Origin of the sequence: Streptomyces sp. NPDC002133, from assembly GCF_040296405.1 — a bacterium.
In the GTDB taxonomy this organism is placed as follows: Bacteria; Actinomycetota; Actinomycetes; order Streptomycetales; family Streptomycetaceae; genus Streptomyces.
In genome coordinates this window covers 1-17,298 of record NZ_JBEOXF010000021.1, presented here as the reverse complement: position 1 = coordinate 17,298, position 17,298 = coordinate 1, and the positions used below count along the sequence as shown (strand labels likewise).

The 17,298-nt window shown below is 72.1% G+C and carries 15 protein-coding genes, 1 tRNA gene and 2 pseudogenes; 8 read left to right on the top strand and 10 right to left on the bottom strand.

What is annotated here, in order from left to right:
* Positions 1–4: 4 nt before the first annotated feature.
* On the bottom strand, positions 5–1,531 hold the full coding sequence (locus tag ABT078_RS20870; RefSeq protein WP_351229797.1) for a hypothetical protein: 1,527 nt from the start codon (positions 1,529–1,531) through the stop codon (positions 5–7).
* A 172-nt stretch (positions 1,532–1,703) separates the two neighbouring features.
* Between ABT078_RS20870 and ABT078_RS20865 the strand changes: the two genes are divergently transcribed.
* Positions 1,704–3,488, top strand: coding sequence for a DoxX family membrane protein (locus ABT078_RS20865; RefSeq protein WP_351229795.1), 1,785 nt, complete (start codon positions 1,704–1,706; stop codon positions 3,486–3,488).
* A 92-nt stretch (positions 3,489–3,580) separates the two neighbouring features.
* Here ABT078_RS20865 and ABT078_RS20860 read toward each other — a convergent pair whose 3' ends face one another.
* From ABT078_RS20860 to ABT078_RS20850, 3 genes are all read right to left on the bottom strand, one after another.
* Entirely contained in the window at positions 3,581–4,297 is a 717-nt protein-coding gene (locus ABT078_RS20860) for a nucleotidyltransferase family protein (RefSeq protein WP_351229793.1), read from the bottom strand.
* Between the two features lie 180 nt (positions 4,298–4,477).
* Positions 4,478–4,900, bottom strand: a complete 423-nt coding sequence (locus ABT078_RS20855; RefSeq protein ID WP_351229792.1) for a hypothetical protein — start codon at positions 4,898–4,900, stop codon at positions 4,478–4,480.
* 249 nt (positions 4,901–5,149) lie between these two features.
* Complete coding sequence (locus tag ABT078_RS20850; protein WP_351229790.1) at positions 5,150–6,286, bottom strand: ABC transporter ATP-binding protein; 1,137 nt, start codon at positions 6,284–6,286, stop codon at positions 5,150–5,152.
* Positions 6,287–6,957: 671 nt separating this feature from the next.
* Here ABT078_RS20850 and ABT078_RS20845 point away from each other — a divergent pair.
* A tRNA-Thr gene (locus ABT078_RS20845) sits at positions 6,958–7,033 on the top strand.
* A gap of 391 nt (positions 7,034–7,424) precedes the next feature.
* Here the strand turns inward: ABT078_RS20845 and ABT078_RS20840 are convergent.
* Positions 7,425–8,831 (bottom strand): NAD(P)/FAD-dependent oxidoreductase, encoded by a 1,407-nt coding sequence (locus tag ABT078_RS20840; RefSeq protein WP_351229788.1) that lies wholly within the window; start codon positions 8,829–8,831, stop codon positions 7,425–7,427.
* Positions 8,832–8,920: 89 nt separating this feature from the next.
* Here ABT078_RS20840 and ABT078_RS20835 point away from each other — a divergent pair, with 89 nt between their 5' ends.
* Genes ABT078_RS20835 through ABT078_RS20825 form a run of 3 tightly spaced genes read left to right on the top strand, consistent with a single transcriptional unit; the run spans position 8,921 to position 10,637 of the window.
* Positions 8,921–9,814, top strand: coding sequence for an aminoglycoside phosphotransferase family protein (locus ABT078_RS20835; protein ID WP_351229786.1), 894 nt, complete (start codon positions 8,921–8,923; stop codon positions 9,812–9,814).
* A 25-nt stretch (positions 9,815–9,839) separates the two neighbouring features.
* Entirely contained in the window at positions 9,840–10,373 is a 534-nt protein-coding gene (locus ABT078_RS20830; RefSeq protein WP_351229784.1) for a GNAT family N-acetyltransferase, read from the top strand.
* 48 nt (positions 10,374–10,421) lie between these two features.
* Positions 10,422–10,637, top strand: coding sequence for a hypothetical protein (locus tag ABT078_RS20825; RefSeq protein WP_351229782.1), 216 nt, complete (start codon positions 10,422–10,424; stop codon positions 10,635–10,637).
* 45 nt (positions 10,638–10,682) lie between these two features.
* Here the strand turns inward: ABT078_RS20825 and ABT078_RS20820 are convergent, their stop codons facing one another.
* Entirely contained in the window at positions 10,683–11,678 is a 996-nt protein-coding gene (locus ABT078_RS20820; RefSeq protein WP_351229780.1) for a zinc-binding dehydrogenase, read from the bottom strand.
* A gap of 48 nt (positions 11,679–11,726) precedes the next feature.
* Positions 11,727–13,001, bottom strand: a complete 1,275-nt coding sequence (locus ABT078_RS20815; RefSeq protein ID WP_351229778.1) for an FAD-dependent oxidoreductase — start codon at positions 12,999–13,001, stop codon at positions 11,727–11,729.
* A 114-nt stretch (positions 13,002–13,115) separates the two neighbouring features.
* Between ABT078_RS20815 and ABT078_RS20810 the strand changes: the two genes are divergently transcribed.
* Positions 13,116–13,793 carry a pentapeptide repeat-containing protein gene (locus ABT078_RS20810; RefSeq protein WP_351229776.1) on the top strand — a complete coding sequence of 226 codons (678 nt, stop codon included), beginning with the start codon at positions 13,116–13,118 and terminating at the stop codon, positions 13,791–13,793.
* 5 nt (positions 13,794–13,798) lie between these two features.
* Here ABT078_RS20810 and ABT078_RS20805 read toward each other — a convergent pair whose 3' ends face one another.
* The 3 genes and pseudogenes from ABT078_RS20805 to ABT078_RS20795 form a co-directional block, all read right to left on the bottom strand.
* On the bottom strand, positions 13,799–14,299 hold the full coding sequence (locus ABT078_RS20805; RefSeq protein ID WP_351229774.1) for a hypothetical protein: 501 nt from the start codon (positions 14,297–14,299) through the stop codon (positions 13,799–13,801).
* 229 nt (positions 14,300–14,528) lie between these two features.
* Entirely contained in the window at positions 14,529–15,149 is a 621-nt protein-coding gene (locus ABT078_RS20800; protein ID WP_351229772.1) for a response regulator, read from the bottom strand.
* Between the two features lie 10 nt (positions 15,150–15,159).
* Positions 15,160–15,372, bottom strand: a pseudogene (locus tag ABT078_RS20795) (ATP-binding protein); the annotation flags it as partial.
* On the opposite strand from ABT078_RS20795, the pseudogene ABT078_RS20790 reads away from it, so the two are divergent.
* Together ABT078_RS20790 and ABT078_RS20785 are read left to right on the top strand one after the other, a co-directional pair.
* A pseudogene (locus ABT078_RS20790) lies at positions 15,341–15,586 on the top strand (heme-binding protein); the annotation flags it as partial. The pseudogenes ABT078_RS20795 and ABT078_RS20790 overlap by 32 nt on opposite strands.
* 205 nt (positions 15,587–15,791) lie before the next feature.
* Positions 15,792–17,204 (top strand): M1 family metallopeptidase, encoded by a 1,413-nt coding sequence (locus tag ABT078_RS20785; protein WP_351229769.1) that lies wholly within the window; start codon positions 15,792–15,794, stop codon positions 17,202–17,204.
* The last annotated feature ends 94 nt before the right edge of the window (positions 17,205–17,298 follow it).

Genomic DNA, 17,298 nt, shown 5'->3' with positions numbered 1-17,298 from the left:
CCGGTCAGGCGTCCGGTGACTGCTGGTCCGCCTGCCTTCCGCGGGGCCCGGCGCCGGTCTCGGCGACCCGGCCGCCGTACACCCGCAGAATCGTCCCCCAGTCCTTCTTCAGGTTGCCCAGCCTGAGCGTCGGCAATGTCACCGAATGACTGAGCCCGGAACGCCGGCCCCGCCCGCCGCTGCCGCCCGCGCCCCGTTCCCAGAACTCCAGCCGGATGGCCACCGCCCCGGCCGCCGCCGTCGCCAGCTGGATCGAGCCGCCGAGCAGCGAGACCTCCTCACCGCCGGTGATCATCAGACTGAGCCCCGCCGACTCGAGCACCACCGCCGCCACGATCTCCCGCTGGAAGCCCTGCTGCGAGCCGCTCACCTTCCGCGCCGTACGCAGCATCCGCGCATGCCGCCGCGCGATGTCGGACGTCGCCGCGTTGAACTCCTCCGCCGACGGCAGCCGCCCGTCCCGGAAGCCGCCCCGCACGAAGGCGTCCAGCGCGTTCACATACGCCCGCCACTCCTCCTCCCGCCTCAGCCGCGTGATGTCCGCCAGCTTCAGCGAGCCGTACGAATTCGGCCCGTCCACCGCCCGGTGCAGCGAATCCGCGAACAGATCCCGCAGCAGCAGCCCGATCGCCTCCGGATCGTCGTCCCGTGCCCGGTCCTCCGGCCGCAGCTCCTCCAGCGTGGAGCGCGGCGGCGAGTCGGGCGGGGTCAGCGCGATCAGCTTGCTCGCCTTGGGGATGCCCAGGTTGTAGAGGAGGTCGATCAGCTGCTTGGTGGGGACGACGTGGTCGCCGTCCCGCAGGAGGTTCTCGTACGGCTCCGTCCCCGGCCTGGTCAGGAACTCGCGGTAGACGTCGCTCCGGAGGATGTTCCGGTCGACGTCCTGCTCGCCCGCCCAGATGTACAGGTCCTTGAGGATGCCCTCCCGCATCGCCCGGGCCTGCTCCACGGGGATCCCGAGGTTCTTCGCGAGCTGCGGTGCCCGCAGCCGCCGCAGCCCCGAGAGCTCGCGCGAGAAGAAGTTCCCCACCGCGTCGGCCCGTTCGCGGTTCGCCTCGTCGTCCCAGTCGAACCGTACGGACGCCGGATCCGCCTCGTCCGCGAGGAGCCGCTGCCAGTCGCGGTGCACGGCACGGTCGTACGCCCACGAGTACTCGCCGGCCGGATCGCGCTCGGTCAGCAGATACGGCACCAGCGCGCGGTCGTTCAGCAGCCGGACGAACGCCTCCCGCTCGGCGGGATCCGCCGAGGCGCGGTAAGGGGCGCTGAGCGCCTCGTTGTTGAGGAAGTACGCGCGGTTCACGACCAGCGTGCCGCTGTTCACCAGCGCGCGGCGCAGCTCGGCCGAGGCCGCGGCGACGGTCTCGGGGCTCGGCCCTGACGGGGCGTCCGTACTCTGCCGGGCGGCGGCGAGATCGGCGGGTAGCCACTGGTTGTCGAGCGCCTGGGCCATCACGGGATAGTCGGTGAGGTCGCCGAAAACGAGCTGATTGGCGGTTCGTGTGCCGTCCTCGGCGGTGCCGTCGGACATGGATCCGTCCTCCCCCTCGCTCAACCTCGGTCAACTTCCGGGATTCTAGGGGCGATTGGGCTTGCGTGACCGGACGTTGATCGACCGGCTCGGAACGATCGGCCGATCTTGACGGGTCTCGGACATTTCAGGGCCGTCAAGGCAGTGTCCTAAACACAGGTCACTCGGTTAGATGAGTGTGGACACCAGAACGCCCCGGCCCGGGTTCGACGAGCAGACCTTCCTGAGCATGGTCAAGGTGGACTGCGATCCCGCGCAGGTCATCGTGAACCACGCCAGCTTCCGGGTGAAGCTCGGCCCCAGCCAGACCACGCGCCCCGCGCGAGGCATGGCGGACACTGCCAGGATTCCCGTCGCCGCAGGCGCCGCCGCCGCTGCCGCCGGTGTCGGTGCGGCGCGCCGTCGACGGCCCGTCGTGTGGAGTGGGCGGTCCGCTCCGGGCGACCCCGGCGCGACCGGTCTGCTGCAGGCCGTGCGCACGACCAACACCGTCAACACGGTCCCGGAGTACGAGAGGTTCGAGGGGTACGACGGGTACGAGGGGTACGAGGGGTACGAGGGGTACGACGGGTACGAGGGGTACGAGGGGTACGAGGGGTACGACGGGGGTGCCACGCAGGTCCTCCCGCGCGTCGACCTGGCCCCCGGCCCCGACGGCCGCTCCGGCCCCACCCGCACTTCCGGCAGCTCCGGCGCCGACACCATGCCCACGCCCGTCGTCGGGCCACAGGGCGGTTCCGGGCCCCTCCTGCCGCCCATGCGGCGGGCGGAGGGCGCCTACGACGCGTACGACACCTACGACGCGTACGAGCCCTACGGCGAAGAGGCCGACGAGGAGTCGGACTTCGGGCGCGATCGCGACTTCGCGTACGAACCCGGCTACGGATCCGGCGAACGCCGCCACGCCGCCGACACCGGCGTGCGGCACGCCTACTACCCCGGGCGCCGCATGAACCTCGGCGTCGTCCTCCTCCCGCTCCGCGTCTTCCTCGGCCTCATCTCCGTCTACGCCGGCATGGGCAAGCTCTGCGACCCCGTCTACTTCGACGGCGGCGAACGCGGCTCCATGGTCAAGTGGCTCAACTCGCTGGACCCCTGGACGCTCGCCGAGCCGCTGCGCGACTTCGCGCTCTCGCACCCCGTCGGCTCCGGACTCACCGTCGCCTTCCTTCAGGTCGTCGTCGGCGTGCTCACCGTCCTCGGCCTCTGGCAGCGGGTCGCCGCCGTCGGCGGGGCGCTGCTCTCCGCCGCGCTGATCATGACCGTGAGCTGGCGGACCGTCCCGGTGTACGACGCGCCGGACATCGTCTACCTCGCCGCCTGGTCCCCGCTGGTCATCGCGGGTGCCCCGGTCTACTCGGTCGACGGCCGCCTCGCGGGCGAGGCCTGGCGCAAGCTCGGCCCCCGCTCGGAACTGTGGGAGCTGAGGCGCCGGGTGCTGCGGCGCGGCGGGGTGCTCGCCGCGGTGGTCGTCGGCCTGACCCTGCTGGTCGGCTCCATCCTCGGCGGAGCCGTGCGCTCCACCGAGCTGGTCACCGTGCCGGGACCGAACGTCGACCCCACCAACCACCTCCCCGGCTCCCCCCTCCCTCAGGAGTCGGGCGAGCGCAGCCCCTCCCGCCGGGCGGAGCAGCAGCCCGCGCCCATCAAGAGCGAGACGAGCGACCCGGCGGCGGAGAAGGCCGAACCGTCCGAGACGGTCCGCGAGTCCGGCCGCGTCGGCGAGGCGAGCAGCCCGAGCCAGTCCCAGGGCACGGGCAGCCGGCAGTCCCCGAGACAGTCGCAGCCGGTCCAGCCGCCGTCCAGTGGCTCCGGCCCCTCCTCCACCGGTGGCGGCACCTCGGGCGGCAGCACGTCCGGAGGCGGTGGCAGCACGGGCGGCTGGTCCGGCGACGGCGGCTCCGGGGGCGGCAGCGGCGGCGGCAACCGCAACCCGATCGGCGGCCTCCTGGGCTGACCCCGCACACGCAGAAGGGCGGTCGCCGCGTCGGTCCGACGCGGCGACCGCCCTTCCGGCTTCCCGGCGGAGTGCGCTCGCGGCTGCTCGGCTCAGCGGGGGTGCGCCGAGAGCTCCTTCGCCGCCTCCGTCAGGTCCTTCGCCGTGTCGATGGCCCGCCAGTACGCCCCCTGCGGCAGCGGGAACCCGGCCAGCGCGCGCTCACGGGCAAGCCGGGGGAACGTCGTGCGTTCATGGTCACCACGGTCCGGCAGCAGGCTCGTGAAGGCCGCCGAGAAGACGTACACACCCGCGTTGATGAGATACGGCGACGGCGGCGACTCGATGAAGTCGAGCACGTGCCCGAACTCGTCGGTCTCCACGGCCCCCCACGGGATACGGGGCCTGGCGAGGGCGAGCGTCGCGGTGGCGTCCCGCTCGGCGTGGAACTCGGCCATCTCGCGCAGCGAGAAACGCGTCCAGATGTCACCGTTGGTCGCGTACCAGGGCTCATCCGGGTGCGGGAGGCTCTTAGCCGCGTGCTTGAGGCCGCCGCCCCGGCCCAGCGGCTCCTCCTCGACCACGGTGGTGACACGCAGCGGCAGCACGGCGCTGTCCAGCCACTCCTGCAGGACCTCGGCGAGATGCCCGCAGGACACCACGGCGTCGGTCACGCCCTCGTCGGCCAGCCAGGAAAGCTGATGGCCGATGATCGGGGTCCCCGTCCCGGGGATCTCGACCATCGGCTTGGGGCGGTCGTCGGTGTACGGGCGCAGTCGCGAGCCCTGGCCGCCGGCCAGGACCACGGCCTGCGTCGGATACGTATGCATACGGGCACGATAAGCGGTGCCCCTTCACGGGCAGCGAGGCCCATGGCGAAGCGGACCCGAGAAATGGCGGAGGGGGCGGCCTCGGCGGCCGCCCCGCGTCCTGGGTGGGGCCCTGCGTCCTGTGTGGCGGTCCCGCATCCCGAGTGGCGGTCCTGCGCCCTCGGCGGTCGCCCGACGCCCTCAGCTGCCCTGCGCCTGCTGGTAGACGCCGGCGGCGAACGACGTGTCGCAGACGGGCCGCGAGTAGGCCTGCGCGCGCGTGGGGCCGTAGTGCGCCACGGCGGCGCGGCCCAGGGCCCTCGCGATCGACATGCAGTGACCGGCGAGCGACGGGCTTGCCTCGACCTCGCGCTGGAGATGGGTGAGGGCGGTGCCAGGGTCCTTCTCCTGCAGCTCGGCGAGGAGCTTGTCGCGAAGAAGCTCGTGCGGCGCACTGGACTTGGCACGAACCGATACATTCTCCGACGACGCGGTGAGCATCCGGGCCTCGGAGTTGCGCCCCGCCCACGGGACACTGGTGACCGCGAGAGTTCCGGAGAGCACCAGGACGACGGGCAGGACGAGGGCGAAAGTGCGGCCGATACGGCGGGCTGTGTGGGTCACGCAGGCGAGCGTAGCGCTCGGTAGTGATTTGGCGACATTTAGTCACCCCTGTGGGGGATGGTTCGAGAGGGTTTTTCGAATCGGGTGTTGACGCGCGGCTTCGAAATAACCGATTTGCCGGGGTATTTGTCGACATGCGCCAACGGCCCCCTCGCCGTAGCGAGAGGGCCGTTCATCGCGTGAGAGGCCGGCGCCTCAGTCGGCCGAGCCGCTTGGGCCGCCTGATCCGGCCGTGCCGGCTCGGTCGCCTCAGTCGCTGAGGCGCTCGCCGGTGGAGGTCGAGAAGACGTGCGTCTCGCCCGGCCGCGGCACGACGTGCAGCTTGGCGCCCTTCTCCGGCACGGAACGCCCGTTCACCCGGACGACCAGGTCCTTGCTCTGGTCGCCGACCTCGGCCGTGCCGTACACGTAACCGTCAGCGCCGAGCTCCTCGACGACATTGACGGTCACGGCCAGACCGGCCGGCGCGTCCTCGCTGTGCTTCGACAGCGACTCGGCGGCCCCACCGTTCAGCTCGACAACTTCGAAGTGCTCAGGACGGACACCGACGGTCACGGTCCGGTCGCCCTTGTCCGCGGCCGCGGAAAGCGCCTCGCGGCTCACCGGGACGACGCTGTTGCCGAACTTCACACCGCCGTCGGTGATCGGCACCTCCACCAGGTTCATGGCGGGGGAGCCGATGAAGCCCGCGACGAAAAGGTTCGCCGGACGGTCGTACATGTTCCGCGGCGAGTCGATCTGCTGCAGCAGACCGTCCTTCAGCACGGCGACCCGGTCGCCCATCGTCATGGCCTCGACCTGGTCGTGCGTGACGTACACGGTGGTGATGCCGAGACGGCGCTGCAGCGACGCGATCTGCGTACGCGTCGAGACACGGAGCTTCGCGTCGAGGTTCGACAGCGGCTCGTCCATGAGGAACACCTGCGGCTCACGAACGATGGCGCGACCCATCGCGACACGCTGCCGCTGACCACCGGACAGCGCCTTCGGCTTGCGGTCCAGGTACTCGGTCAGGTCGAGGATCTTCGCCGCCTCCTCGACCTTCTGCCGGATGGTGGCCTTGTTGACGCCCGCGATCTTGAGCGCGAAGCCCATGTTGTCGGCGACGGTCATGTGCGGGTACAGCGCGTAGTTCTGGAACACCATGGCGATGTCCCGGTCCTTCGGCGGGAGGTGGGTGACATCGCGGTCACCGATGCGGATGGATCCGCCGTTGACGTCCTCGAGACCCGCGAGCATGCGCAGGGAGGTCGACTTGCCGCAGCCGGAGGGGCCGACCAGGACGAGGAACTCGCCGTCCTCGATCTCGATCTCGAGCCCGTCGACGGCGGGCTTCGTGGAGCCCGGGTAGATCCGGGTCGCCTTGTCGAACGTGACAGTGGCCATGGGTGATGGTCCCTTCACCGGCAGGAACGTGCCGGACGATCCGAGTGGAAGGAAGAATGGGTCTAGTCCACCGGAGTGAACTGGAGGTGACGCTACCTGGTGAGGTGCGGTCTGTCAGTAGGCGGAGCCTCCGCCTTTTGACCTGCATCTCCGGCAGCGGAACCCCAGGCGCTTCCCGCCTCGTCGCCCACAGCCGACGGGAGGGCGGGTCGCCCCACCCGTCCGGGCGGACTCACACAGACTCCACAGGCATGCCGGCCGACGGCCCATCGGCCCTTACTGCAGTGGCTGTTGGGTTAGTTGTGATGCCCGGATCGATGGCGGAGGCGCCTTTCCCGCGGGCAGTGCGTCAGCCACCGACCGGTACGGCCGCAGCCCGTCCCCGCGAAGGTCGACCGCGGCATTCCCGTCCCGACCGTGAGGCATACCACACCCGCTGCATGGTCGCGCGCGGACGTACAGCAGCCTTGCTGCCGCCAACCGTGTGGCACGGCGAGCAGCGGCACGTGGACGGGAAGAAACGATCCACGATCACCGGCGTGCGGTCATCGCAAAAGCACGTCAGCGCTCTCCAGGAACGGATGGGCGAGAGGTCACGAATCCTGTGGTCGGAGGAATTGGCCCCTGTGTAAAGTAAGGGAGCTTCCGCGCGCGGCTTCGAAGTGCGCGGTGCCGCCTTAGCTCAGTTGGCAGAGCGCCCCACTTGTAATGGGAAGGTCGTCGGTTCGATTCCGACAGGCGGCTCCAGCACCACTGTGTCCCGGATCATTCCGATCCGGGACCCTTGCGTTTTACGGGGTGTGGTGGGGCGCGGGTGTTCCGGCACCCGCGTACCCGCGGCACCGCCCATCCGGCACCAGCTGCCGCGCCGCCCGGCCGTGGGGGAGAGGCGGTGCGTCCGCCTCGGTTCGGCTGTCGGCGTGTCCGTGCCGGGACGCCCTGGCCGGTTCGGGGCCAGGTGCCACACGCGGAATTCCCGGTCGAAGGCGTCGTCACCGGTCTCCGCTCGGCATCGCTCCTCGTAGGGGAGCGGGTCTCCGATGGCGAGGGCCGCATTCTCGGGCGCTCCGGTGCGGGCGGAACGGCGGCCGGCGGAGCCGGCAGGCGGTGATCGGGCCGGGGGTGTCGGTCATGGGGGTCAGTGCCGGCCGGAGATCTTGTCCGCGAGGGTGGCGATGCGGTCCGTCTCCGCGGTGCGGGCCCTGAGTTCGCGGCGGTCGGCGGTGCGGTAGGCGGCGTAGAGGGTGTGGACGCCGAGCCAGCGGAAGGGTTCGGGTTCCCATTTGCGGACTCTGTGGTTGACCCAGGGGAGGGTGGTGAGGTCCGTGGGGCCGGATTGGCCGGAGTCCTGCTGGATGAGGTCGCGGAGGGTGCGGGCGGCGAGGTTGGTGGTGGCGACGCCGGAGCCGACGTAGCCGCCGGCCCAGCCGAGGCCGGTGGAGCGGTCGAGGGTGACGGTGGCGCACCAGTCGCGTGGGACGCCGAGGACGCCGGACCAGGCGTGGCTGATGGCGGTTCCTGCGAGTTGGGGGAAGAAGCGGGTCAGGATGGCGCGCAGGGCGTCGATGGTGGCGGGCTGGGTGCGGTCGGCGTTCTCGGCGGTGGCGGCACGTGAGCCGTAGCGGTAGGGGATGCCGCGCCCGCCGATGGCGATGCGGTCGTCGGCGGTGCGTTGGGCGTACATGTAGGCGTGGGCCATGTCGCCGAGGGTTTCGCGGCCCTCCCAGCCGATGGTGTCCCAGATGTCCGCGGGGAGAGGTTCGGTGACGATCATGGAGGAGTTCATGGGGAGCCAGGAGCGCTTCTGGCCCTTGATGCCCGCGGTGAAGCCCTCGGTGCAGCGGAGGATGTAGGGGGCGCGGACGGTGCCGTAGGGGGTCACGGCGTGTTTGGGGCGGATCTCCGACACGGGTGTCGATTCGTGGATCGTCACGCCCAGCGCTTCCACGGCCGCCGCTAGCCCCTTGACGAGCTTGACGGGGTGGAGGCGGGCGCCGTGCGGGGTCCAGGTGGAGCCGACGGCTCCGGTGATGCGGATGCGGTCTGCCGTTTCGCGGGCGCCGTGGAGTTCGCGGTCCTTTTCGCCGAAGGCGGCCTCGGCGGCGTGGAAGTTCTTGAGGCGGGTGAGCTGGGCGGGTGTGTAGGCGACTTCGAGCACGCCGCCCTGGTGGATGTCGGCGTCGATGTGTTCCTCGGTGGCGACGCGGATGACCTCGGCGACGGTGTCGTTCATGGCCTGTTGGAGGCGTGTGGCGGCGTCGCGGCCGTGCAGTTCGGCGTAGCGGTCGCGGCCGGCGATGCCGTTGTAGAGCCAGCCGCCGTTGCGCCCGGAGGCGCCGTATCCGCAGAACTTGGCCTCGAGGACGGTGATGTTGAGGAAGGGGACGGCTTTTTTGAGGTAGTACGCGGTCCACAGTCCGGTGTATCCGCCGCCGACGATGCATACGTCGGCGGACGCGTCGCCCGGCAGGGGCTCCCGGGGGGTGGGGATGCCGTCGTCCGCGTACCAGTAGGAGATGCCGCCGTTGATCGTCGTGCTGGTCATGGGGGTGTTCGTACACCGGCGGTTGTGGGGCTGTCCAGGGTGGTCCGGGACCGCGCCGGGGCCGGCGGGCGGGATCGTACGATCCGGGTGTGATCGAGATCCCGGACGAGCTGGTCGCGACGCAGATCAAGTACAACGGCGATGCGGGCCGCGCTTTCCTCGAGGCGCTGCCGGGGCGGGCGGCGGAGTTCACGGAGCGGTGGGGGCTGCGGGTCACCGGGGCGGCGATGCACGGAGTGGCGTCGCTGGCGCTGCCGGTCGTGCGGCGGGACGGGACGCATGCCGTGCTGAAGCTGCAGTTGCGGGACGGGGAGAGCGACGGTGAGTGGCTGGCTCTGCGGACCTGGGACGGCGACGGTGTCGTACGGCTGCTGGAGTGCGACGCGGACACCGCGACGTTGCTGCTCGAGCGGCTGGACGGGGGCCGGCATCTGTCGGTGGTGGAGGACGACCGGGCGGCGGTACGGATTCTCGCGGAGCTGCTGGCGCGGCTGACGGCGGTGCCGGCGCCGGCAACCGGGCTGCGTCGGCTGGGGGACATCGCGGCGGGGATGCTGGACCGGGTGCCGGGGGTGGTGGGCGCGCTGGCGGACGTGGAGGAGCGGCGGCTGCTGCGGGACTGTGCGGCGGCGGTGCGGGAGGTGGCGGCGGAGCCGGGCGGCCGGCTGCTGCACTGGGATCTGCACTACGGCAACATCCTGGCCGCGGAGCGTGAGCCGTGGCTGGCCATCGACCCGAAGCCGCTGGCCGGTGATCCGGGGTTCGAGCTGCTGCCCGCGCTGTGGAACCGGTTCGAGCCGCAGGCGACGCTGTGGCGGTTCGATCTGCTGACGGAGCGGCTCGGCCTGGACCGGGGGCGGGCGCGGGCGTGGACGCTGGGGAGGGTGCTGCAGAACAGTCTGTGGGCCGTGGCGGACGGCGGTGGTGACGGCGTGCTCGACGAGCGGCATGTGTCCATCGCCCGGAATCTGCTGGCGCGCTGAGCCGTCATGTGCGCAGGGTGCACTCATGATTCGAACCGCCACTCCTGCCGATGTCCCTGTGATCCACGCGATGGTCCGGGAGCTCGCCGATTACGAGAAGGCCCTGCACGAGGCGCATGCCACCGAGGAGCAGCTGGGTGAGGCGCTGTTCGGGGAGCGGCCCGCGGCCTTCGCCCACATCGCGGAGACGGCGGGCGGTGACGTCGCCGGGTTCGCGCTGTGGTTCCTGAACTTCTCCACGTGGCGCGGGGTGCACGGGATCTATCTGGAGGATCTGTACGTACGGCCGGGGCTGCGCGGCGGCGGGTACGGCAAGGCGCTGCTGACGGAGCTGGCGCGGATCTGTGTGGAGCGGGGCTATGAGCGCCTCGAGTGGTCCGTACTGAACTGGAACACCCCGTCGATCGACTTCTACGAGGCGCTGGGCGCGCGGCCGCAGGACGAGTGGACGGTGTACCGGCTGACCGACGGGGCGCTCCGGCGGCTGGGCGGGGCGGCGCCGGGCGGGGCCGCGCCCGCCGGGGTCACCTCCGGGTGCGGGGCGGGCGGGGCTGTGTGACTCTGGCCGCGGGAGCGGGGGCCGGGGGCGCTGACGAGGGAGATGGTCATGGACCAGCTCGGAGACAAGCCCGAAGCCGTCCGTAAGCGGCTGGAGGAGGAGAAGCGGCGGGCCCGGAACGAGGAGCCGGTGTCCGCGGACCGGGCCGCCGAGTCGCGGGAGGCGTCCTCGCCCGGCGATGAGCTGGACGCGGACGAGGCCCTCGGCGACTTGGGCGACGTGTACCGCGACGAGCTGTACCGGGGCGGCCCCAGCAGCGCTTAGTCGCCGCCGAGGACGCCGCGCACCCGGGGGACGGCGCCACCGGCGCTACGGAACGAGGACGACCTTGCCGGTCGTGCCGCGCGTCTCCAGGGCGCGGTGGGCCGCAGCGGCCTCGGCGAGCGGGTAGCGCTGCACGGCGGGCCGCAGGCGGCCGGCGGCGGCTTCGGCGAGCGAGCGGGTCTCCAGGGCGCGCAGGCCGCCGGCTCTGTCGAGCATGGCCGGGCCGAGGACGCTCTCGGAGGTGATGCCGCGCGCGGTGAGTTCCTCGTCGGTGAAGGTGAGCGGGCCGCCTTCGCGGATGCCTTGGCTGGACCAGCCGAAGACGAGGTGCTGCCCTCCCTTGCCGAGGAGGTCGACGGCGGCGCGGCCGGTGTCTCCGCCGACGGAGTCGAAGACGACGCCGGCGCGGCGGTCGCCGAGGTAGGTGCGGACGTGTGCGGGCCAGTCGGGGAGCGTGTAGTCGACGGCGAGGTCGGCGCCGTTCGCGGTGACACGGGCGATCTTGTCGGGGCCGCCGGCGAGGCCGATGACGGTGGCGCCGGCGTTCTTGGCGTACTGGACGAGGAGAGTGCCGATGCCGCCGGCCGCCGAGGGGACGACGGCGACGGTGTCGGGGCCGAGGTCGGTGAACTGGAGGATGCCGAGGGCGGTGCGGCCGGTGCCGATCATGGCGACGGCCTCGGCCTCGTCGATGCCGGCGGGGATCTCGTGGAGCCTGCCGGCATCGGTGACGGCGAGCTCGGCGTAGCCTCCGGGTGCCATACCGAGGTGGGCGACGACGCGCTTGCCGAGCCAGCTGTCGTCGGTGCCTTCGCCGATGCCGTCGACGGTGCCGGCGACCTCGCGGCCGGGGACGGTGGGCAGGTCGACGGGGGCGGGGTACGGGCCGGTGTCGCCCTCGCGCAGGGCGGCGTCGAGGAGGTGCACGCCGGCGGCGGCGACGGCGATGCGGACCTGGCCGGGGCCGGGCTCGGGGTCGTCGACGGTCTCGTACATGAGGTTCTCGGCGGGACCGTGGGCGTGGAGGCGGATGGCGTGCATGGTGGGCTCCCCTGTGCTGTGTGGCGTTGGTGGGACCAGCCTTCAACCTCAAGCAAGGTTGAGGTCAAGGCTTCCCGGATCTCCGGTCGTCCCGGTCCCGTCCGTCCCGCCGGACGTTCCGGTCCCACCGGTCTTCCAGGCCTTCCAGGTCCCGCCGGTCCGCCCGGCCCTGGCCGCCTTGACGGCGAGGGTCGCCGCCTCGATGCCGCTGTTGAAGGACACCTCCGAGAGCAGTCCGGGTGCGGCGACCTGGTCGCCCGCGAGGAAGACGCCGTGGCCGCGGTCGATGCGGGGCCGGTCCCGCCAGGTCGTACCGGGGCGGTCGACCGCGCCCGTACGCCCCGTGGCGACGGACTCGCGCCGCCAGGTGGTGCGCTCGCGCCAGCCGGGGAAGCCGAGGTCGAGGAGGCGTTCCGCGTGGGCGACGCCGTCGGCCTTGGACTCGTGGGGAGCGAGGGGGAGCTGCCCCTGGACGAGCTGTTCCCCGGCGGGGGCGAGGCTCGGGTCCTGGGCGGTGAAGCGTTCGATCCAGCCCGGCGCGTCGAGGTCGGAGACGGCGAACACGTCGTTCTTGCGGGTGCGTACGGCCAGGTCGACCAGGGTCGTACGGCCGCTGTCCCAGCGCAGGGTGTCGTCGTCGTCGAGGAGGCGGCGGGCGGCGTCGAGGGAGGTCGCGACGATGGTGGGGCCGCCGGTGTCGGGGAGGGCGTCGACGCGGGCGCCGGTCTCGATGCGTACGCCCAGGTTCCAGGCGTGCGCGACCATCCGCTCGGTCACCGCGGACCAGCCGCCGCGCGGGTAGTGCGCCTCGGGCGGGAGCTTGGTGGCGCGGCGCAGCCGCTCGTGGACGAAGGCGGCGGAGAGCGATCCGGGGTCGTGGTGGAAGAGCGCGACGGCGACGAAGTGGGCGGCGGCGCGGGCGCCCGTCTCGCCGACCTCGCCGGTGGCCCAGGTGAGGAAGTCGCTGTCCACAGGGGCGTGTTCGGGCCGTCGGCGCAGCAGTCGGAGCATTGCGAGGGGCGGGGTACGGCGGAGCCTGCCGTCGCGGTGCAGGCGCAGCCGGGCGGCTTCGCGCGGCGGGAGCGGGGCGAGCGGGCCGATGAGATCGCGCTGGGCGAGCCAAGTCCAGTGGGGGCCGCCGTTGTAGAGGGCGTGGGGGCCTTCGTTGGTCCGGTACGGGCCTTCGGACGTGCGGGCGCGGCCGCCGGGCGTGCGGTGGGACTCGTACAGGGTCACCCGGGCGCCGGACTCGGCGGCGGTGATGGCCGCGGTGAGGCCGGCGAGGCCGGCGCCGATGACGGTGATGCGGGGCTGGGTCGTCACTTCGTACTCCGATGCTCCGGGTCCTGGGTGCGTTCATGGACTGGACGGATCGGGGGCGGGCGGGTGTGACATCGGCGCGGGGGCGTTGTCGGTGGCGTGCGTCACGATGGGGTCATGACGGGACGGACGAGGAAGGCGACGCGGGTGGCGGCGGCCCGGCGCCCTGAGGTGCGGTTGCCGCCGCTGAGTCCGTACGGGGGTGGCGGGCTGGAGCCGGACGGGGACTACGACGGCGTGGAGCTGGCCGGGCTGGATCTCGCGCGCCAGACGGGGGCCGGGGCGCGGTTCCTGGACTGTGCGCTGCGGGAGTGCGGGCTGGACGAGACGTCGCTGGTGGGCGCGCGGTTCATCGACTCGGTGCTGACGGGTGTGCGGGGTGTGGGGACGGACCTCGCGGGGGCCTCGCTGCGGGATGTGGAGGTCGTGGACGCGCGGATGGGCGGGGTGCAGCTCCACGGTGCGGTGCTGGAGAGGGTGGTGGTGCGAGGCGGAAAGATCGACTACCTGAATCTGCGGAATGCGCGGCTGAAGGACGTCGTGTTCGAGGGGTGCGTGCTGGCGGAGCCCGACTTCGGCGGTGCGGAGCTGGTGCGGGTGGAGTTCAGCGACTGTGCGCTGCGGCGGGTGGACTTCAGCGGTGCACGGATGAAGGACGTGGACCTGCGGGGTGCGGTGGAGCTGGACATCGCGCGGGGTGTCGAGCGGCTGGCGGGGGCGGTGATCAGCACGGCTCAACTGATGGATCTGGCACCGGTGTTCGCGGCGCAGACGGGGGTGAGGGTGGAGGGGTAGCGCCCTTACGGGGTCCGGGGGAAGCGGGTCTGCAGGTCCCAGACGACGGGGTTGTCGGCGAGGCCTTCGTGCATGTCGGCGAGGTCGGCGATCAGATCGTGCAGGAAGTCGCGGGCCTCGCGGCGCAGTTCGGCGTGGTTGAAGGTGAGCGGGGGTTCGTCGCCCGGCATCCAGTCGGCCTCGACGTCCACCCACCCGAAGCGGCGCTCGAACAGCATGCGGTCTGCCGACTCGGTGAAGTCGAGCTCGGCGTGCTGCGGCTGTGCGGCCCGGCTTCCGCGCGGGTCCCGGTCGAGCTGCTCGACGATGTCGCACAGCGCCCACGCGAAGTCGAGCACCGGCACCCATCCCCAGGCTGTGGACACCTCGCGGTCCGCCTTGGTGTCCGCGAGATACACGTCGCCGCAGAAGAGGTCGTGCCGCAGGGCGTGGACGTCCGCGTGGCGATAGTCGGTCTGCGGGGGGTCGGGGAAGCGGCGGGAGAGGGAGTAGCCGATGTCGAGCACGGGTCGATGGTGTCATGCGCGGGCACCCGGCCCGTGGCGTGGGCTCCGGCCTGTGAAAACGCCCCGGCCAGCGCCTGCGCGCCACCGCCACCGCCCGAGCCCGCGCACTGCCCGCGCCTTCGTGCCCTGGGCCCTGCCCGTGCCTCCGATGAGCGGTTTCCGGCTCCTGCCGGGCGGCGCGGCCGACCCGCGCGGCCGACCCGAGTGGCCGTGTGGCCGGCCCGCGCGGTCAGGGCAGCAGCCGTTGCTCCTTCGCCACCGCCACCGCGCCCGCCCGTGTGTCGACGCCGAGCTTGGCGTAGATCCGGCCCAGATGGGTCTTCACCGTCGCCTCGCTGATGAACAGCGCCCGCGCGATCTCCCGATTGCCGAGCCCGCGCGCGAGCTGCCCCAGGATGTCCAGCTCGCGGTCCGTCAGGGCCGGGCGTGCCGCTCCCCGCAGTCGGTCCATGACGCGGCTCGCGACCGGCGGGGAGAGGGCGGTGCGGCCCTGGGCGGCGGAGTGGATCGCCGCGAACAGCTCCTGCGGGCGCTCGGCCTTCAGCAGATAGCCGGTCGCGCCCGCCTCGATGGCGCGGGTGATGTCGGCGTCCGTGTCGTACGTCGTCAGGACGAGCACATGCACCTCGGGGGACGCGATCCGGCGGGTGGCCTCGACCCCGTCGATGCCGGGCCCCAGCTGGAGGTCCATGAGCACGACGTCCGGCCTCAGTTTGGCGGCCGTCGCGACCGCCTCCTCGCCGCTGCCGGCCTCGCCGACGACCTCGATGCCCGGCTCGCTGCCGAGGAGGGCGAGGAGCCCGGCGCGTACGACGGCGTGGTCGTCGCACAGCAGGATCCGTACGGTCATGGGGTCTCCATCATGACGTCTCCAGAGGGATGGCGGCCGAGACCACCGTGCCCTCACCGGGCGCGGACTCGACCGTCAGGGTGCCGCCCAGCTGCCTGACCCGCGCCCGCATCGCGGGCAGGCCGTGGCCCCGGACGCCGCTCCGGCCCCGAGAGCCGCTCCGGACTCCTCGGGTGCCCGGGGCGCCGGGCGGCGCCTCACCGGGCTCGAAGCCGCGCCCGTCAGCAGTCTCCTGGAACGCGCCCACCTCCGAGCTGGCCGAGCGGCTCCGGCAGGCCCCGAACCTGAAGGACATCCCGGGCACGCTGTTCCTGGCGGGCGGCGCCCCGGTGCAGGCGAAGGGCGCGCCCGTCGCGGGCATCGGTGTCGCGGGTGCCCCGAGCGGTGACCTCGACGAGAAGTTCGCGCAGGCGGGCGTTGCCGCGCTGGGCAGGTAGGGGAGCGCGGGCGGGACGCCGGAGGTGCCGGAGCGCCGGTGGCGCTGGGCGCCGGTGGTGCCGGGACGTCGGAGGTGCTGGGGACGGGCGGCGAGGCGGAGCCCCACCGGGAGGCGGGAAGTCGCCCCATGCGCACCACCGGCCGTCTCGTAGATCACCCGGGCCCATTACGGGAAGCGGACATTTCACGCATAGGATCGCTGATGTGGACCAGCGACCCCTCCGCCGCATCCTGGCGCCCGCCGCAGCCCTCCTGACCCTCCTCACGGGCGCGGGCTGCACGGCCGAAGCCGTCAAGGGGGTCCAGGGCGCCCCCGGAGCCGCCGGTCTGCGCGACCCGTACTTCCCCAAGCTCGGCAACGGCGGCTACGACGTACGGCACTACGCCCTCACGCTCGACTACGACCCGAAGACGGGCAAGCTCACCGCCACCGCCGACATCACCGCCCGCGCCACCCAGAACCTCAGCGCCTTCAATCTCGACCTCCACGGCCTGACCGTCGGCGGCGCGACCGTCGACGGCGCCCCCGCCGCCGTCAACCGCGCGGGGGACGAGCTGACCCTGCGCCCGCGCGACGACCTCAAGAAGGGCGGCATCTTCCGCACCGTCGTCCGCTACTCCGGCTCCCCGGGCCTCCTCACGGACGCCGACCACTCCGAGGAGGGCTGGTTGAGGACCGCGGACGGCGCTGTCGCGCTCGGCCAGCCGACGGGCTCGATGGCGTGGTTTCCCGGCAACCACCACCCCAGCGACAAGGCGACCTACGACATCACCGTGATGGTCCCCACCGGCCTCACCGCCGTCTCCAACGGGGAACTGCGCTCCGAGCGTCCCACCACCGACGGGCGGCGCACCGCCTTCTCGTGGCACGCCGGGCAGCCGATGGCGAGTTACCTCGCCACCGTGGCCATCGGCCACTACCGCACCAAGGCGTCGAGCCCGGGGGACGGCCAGGGCGTGCCGCTCTACACCGCCGCCGACACGACCGTCGCCGCGCGCAGCGAGGAGCTGCTGGCCCGGATCCCCGAGCTCCTGGCGTGGGCGAAGGACTACTTCGGCCCCTACCCCTTCACGTCCACCGGCGCGATCGTCGAGCGCACGGGGGACGCGGGCTATGCCCTGGAGACCCAGAACCGGCCCGTCTTCCCCGAGAGCTCCTTCGACGCCCCGACCCTCGTCCACGAGCTCGCCCACCAGTGGTACGGCGACTCCGTCACGCCGAAGACCTGGCAGGACATGTGGCTGAACGAGGGCTTCGCGACGTACGCGGAGTGGCTGTACCTCGAGGACTTCGAGGACATCACCGTCGGCAAGAGCTTCGAGACGGCCTTCGGCACGGACGCGAACTGGGCCTTCCCGCCCGGCGAGCCGCCGAGCGCCGAGGAGATCTCCGACCCGCCGGTGTACTACCGGGGCGCGATGGTCCTCCACAAGATCCGCCAGGCCGTCGGCGACGACACCTTCTTCGCCATCCTGGAGGGCTGGCCGCGGACTCACCGTCACGGCAACGCATCCACCGATGACTTCATCACCTACGTGGAGGAGGTGTCGGGCAAGGATCTGGCCGAGGTCTGGGACGTCTGGCTGTACGGCGAGGACAAGCCCGCGAAGCCTTAGCCTTGATCCACCGAGGTGGTTTGAGAGTGGTCTTTTGATCGGTTTCGGGTCGGGTGGCCGGGTGAGGGCAGGTTGTGTCCGCTGGTCTGCCCAG

Excerpts from the sequence above, each read along its gene's own strand:
- ABT078_RS20870 (WP_351229797.1), bottom strand. The coding sequence starts at position 1,531 with ATGTCCGACGGCACCGCCGAGGACGGCACACGAACCGCCAATCAGCTC.
- ABT078_RS20865 (WP_351229795.1), top strand. The coding sequence starts at position 1,704 with ATGAGTGTGGACACCAGAACGCCCCGGCCCGGGTTCGACGAGCAGACC.
- ABT078_RS20860 (WP_351229793.1), bottom strand. The coding sequence starts at position 4,297 with ATGCATACGTATCCGACGCAGGCCGTGGTCCTGGCCGGCGGCCAGGGC.
- ABT078_RS20850 (WP_351229790.1), bottom strand. The coding sequence starts at position 6,286 with ATGGCCACTGTCACGTTCGACAAGGCGACCCGGATCTACCCGGGCTCC.
- ABT078_RS20840 (WP_351229788.1), bottom strand. The coding sequence starts at position 8,831 with ATGACCAGCACGACGATCAACGGCGGCATCTCCTACTGGTACGCGGAC.
- ABT078_RS20830 (WP_351229784.1), top strand. The coding sequence starts at position 9,840 with ATGATTCGAACCGCCACTCCTGCCGATGTCCCTGTGATCCACGCGATG.
- ABT078_RS20825 (WP_351229782.1), top strand. The coding sequence starts at position 10,422 with ATGGACCAGCTCGGAGACAAGCCCGAAGCCGTCCGTAAGCGGCTGGAG.
- ABT078_RS20820 (WP_351229780.1), bottom strand. The coding sequence starts at position 11,678 with ATGCACGCCATCCGCCTCCACGCCCACGGTCCCGCCGAGAACCTCATG.
- ABT078_RS20810 (WP_351229776.1), top strand. The coding sequence starts at position 13,116 with ATGACGGGACGGACGAGGAAGGCGACGCGGGTGGCGGCGGCCCGGCGC.
- ABT078_RS20800 (WP_351229772.1), bottom strand. The coding sequence starts at position 15,149 with ATGACCGTACGGATCCTGCTGTGCGACGACCACGCCGTCGTACGCGCC.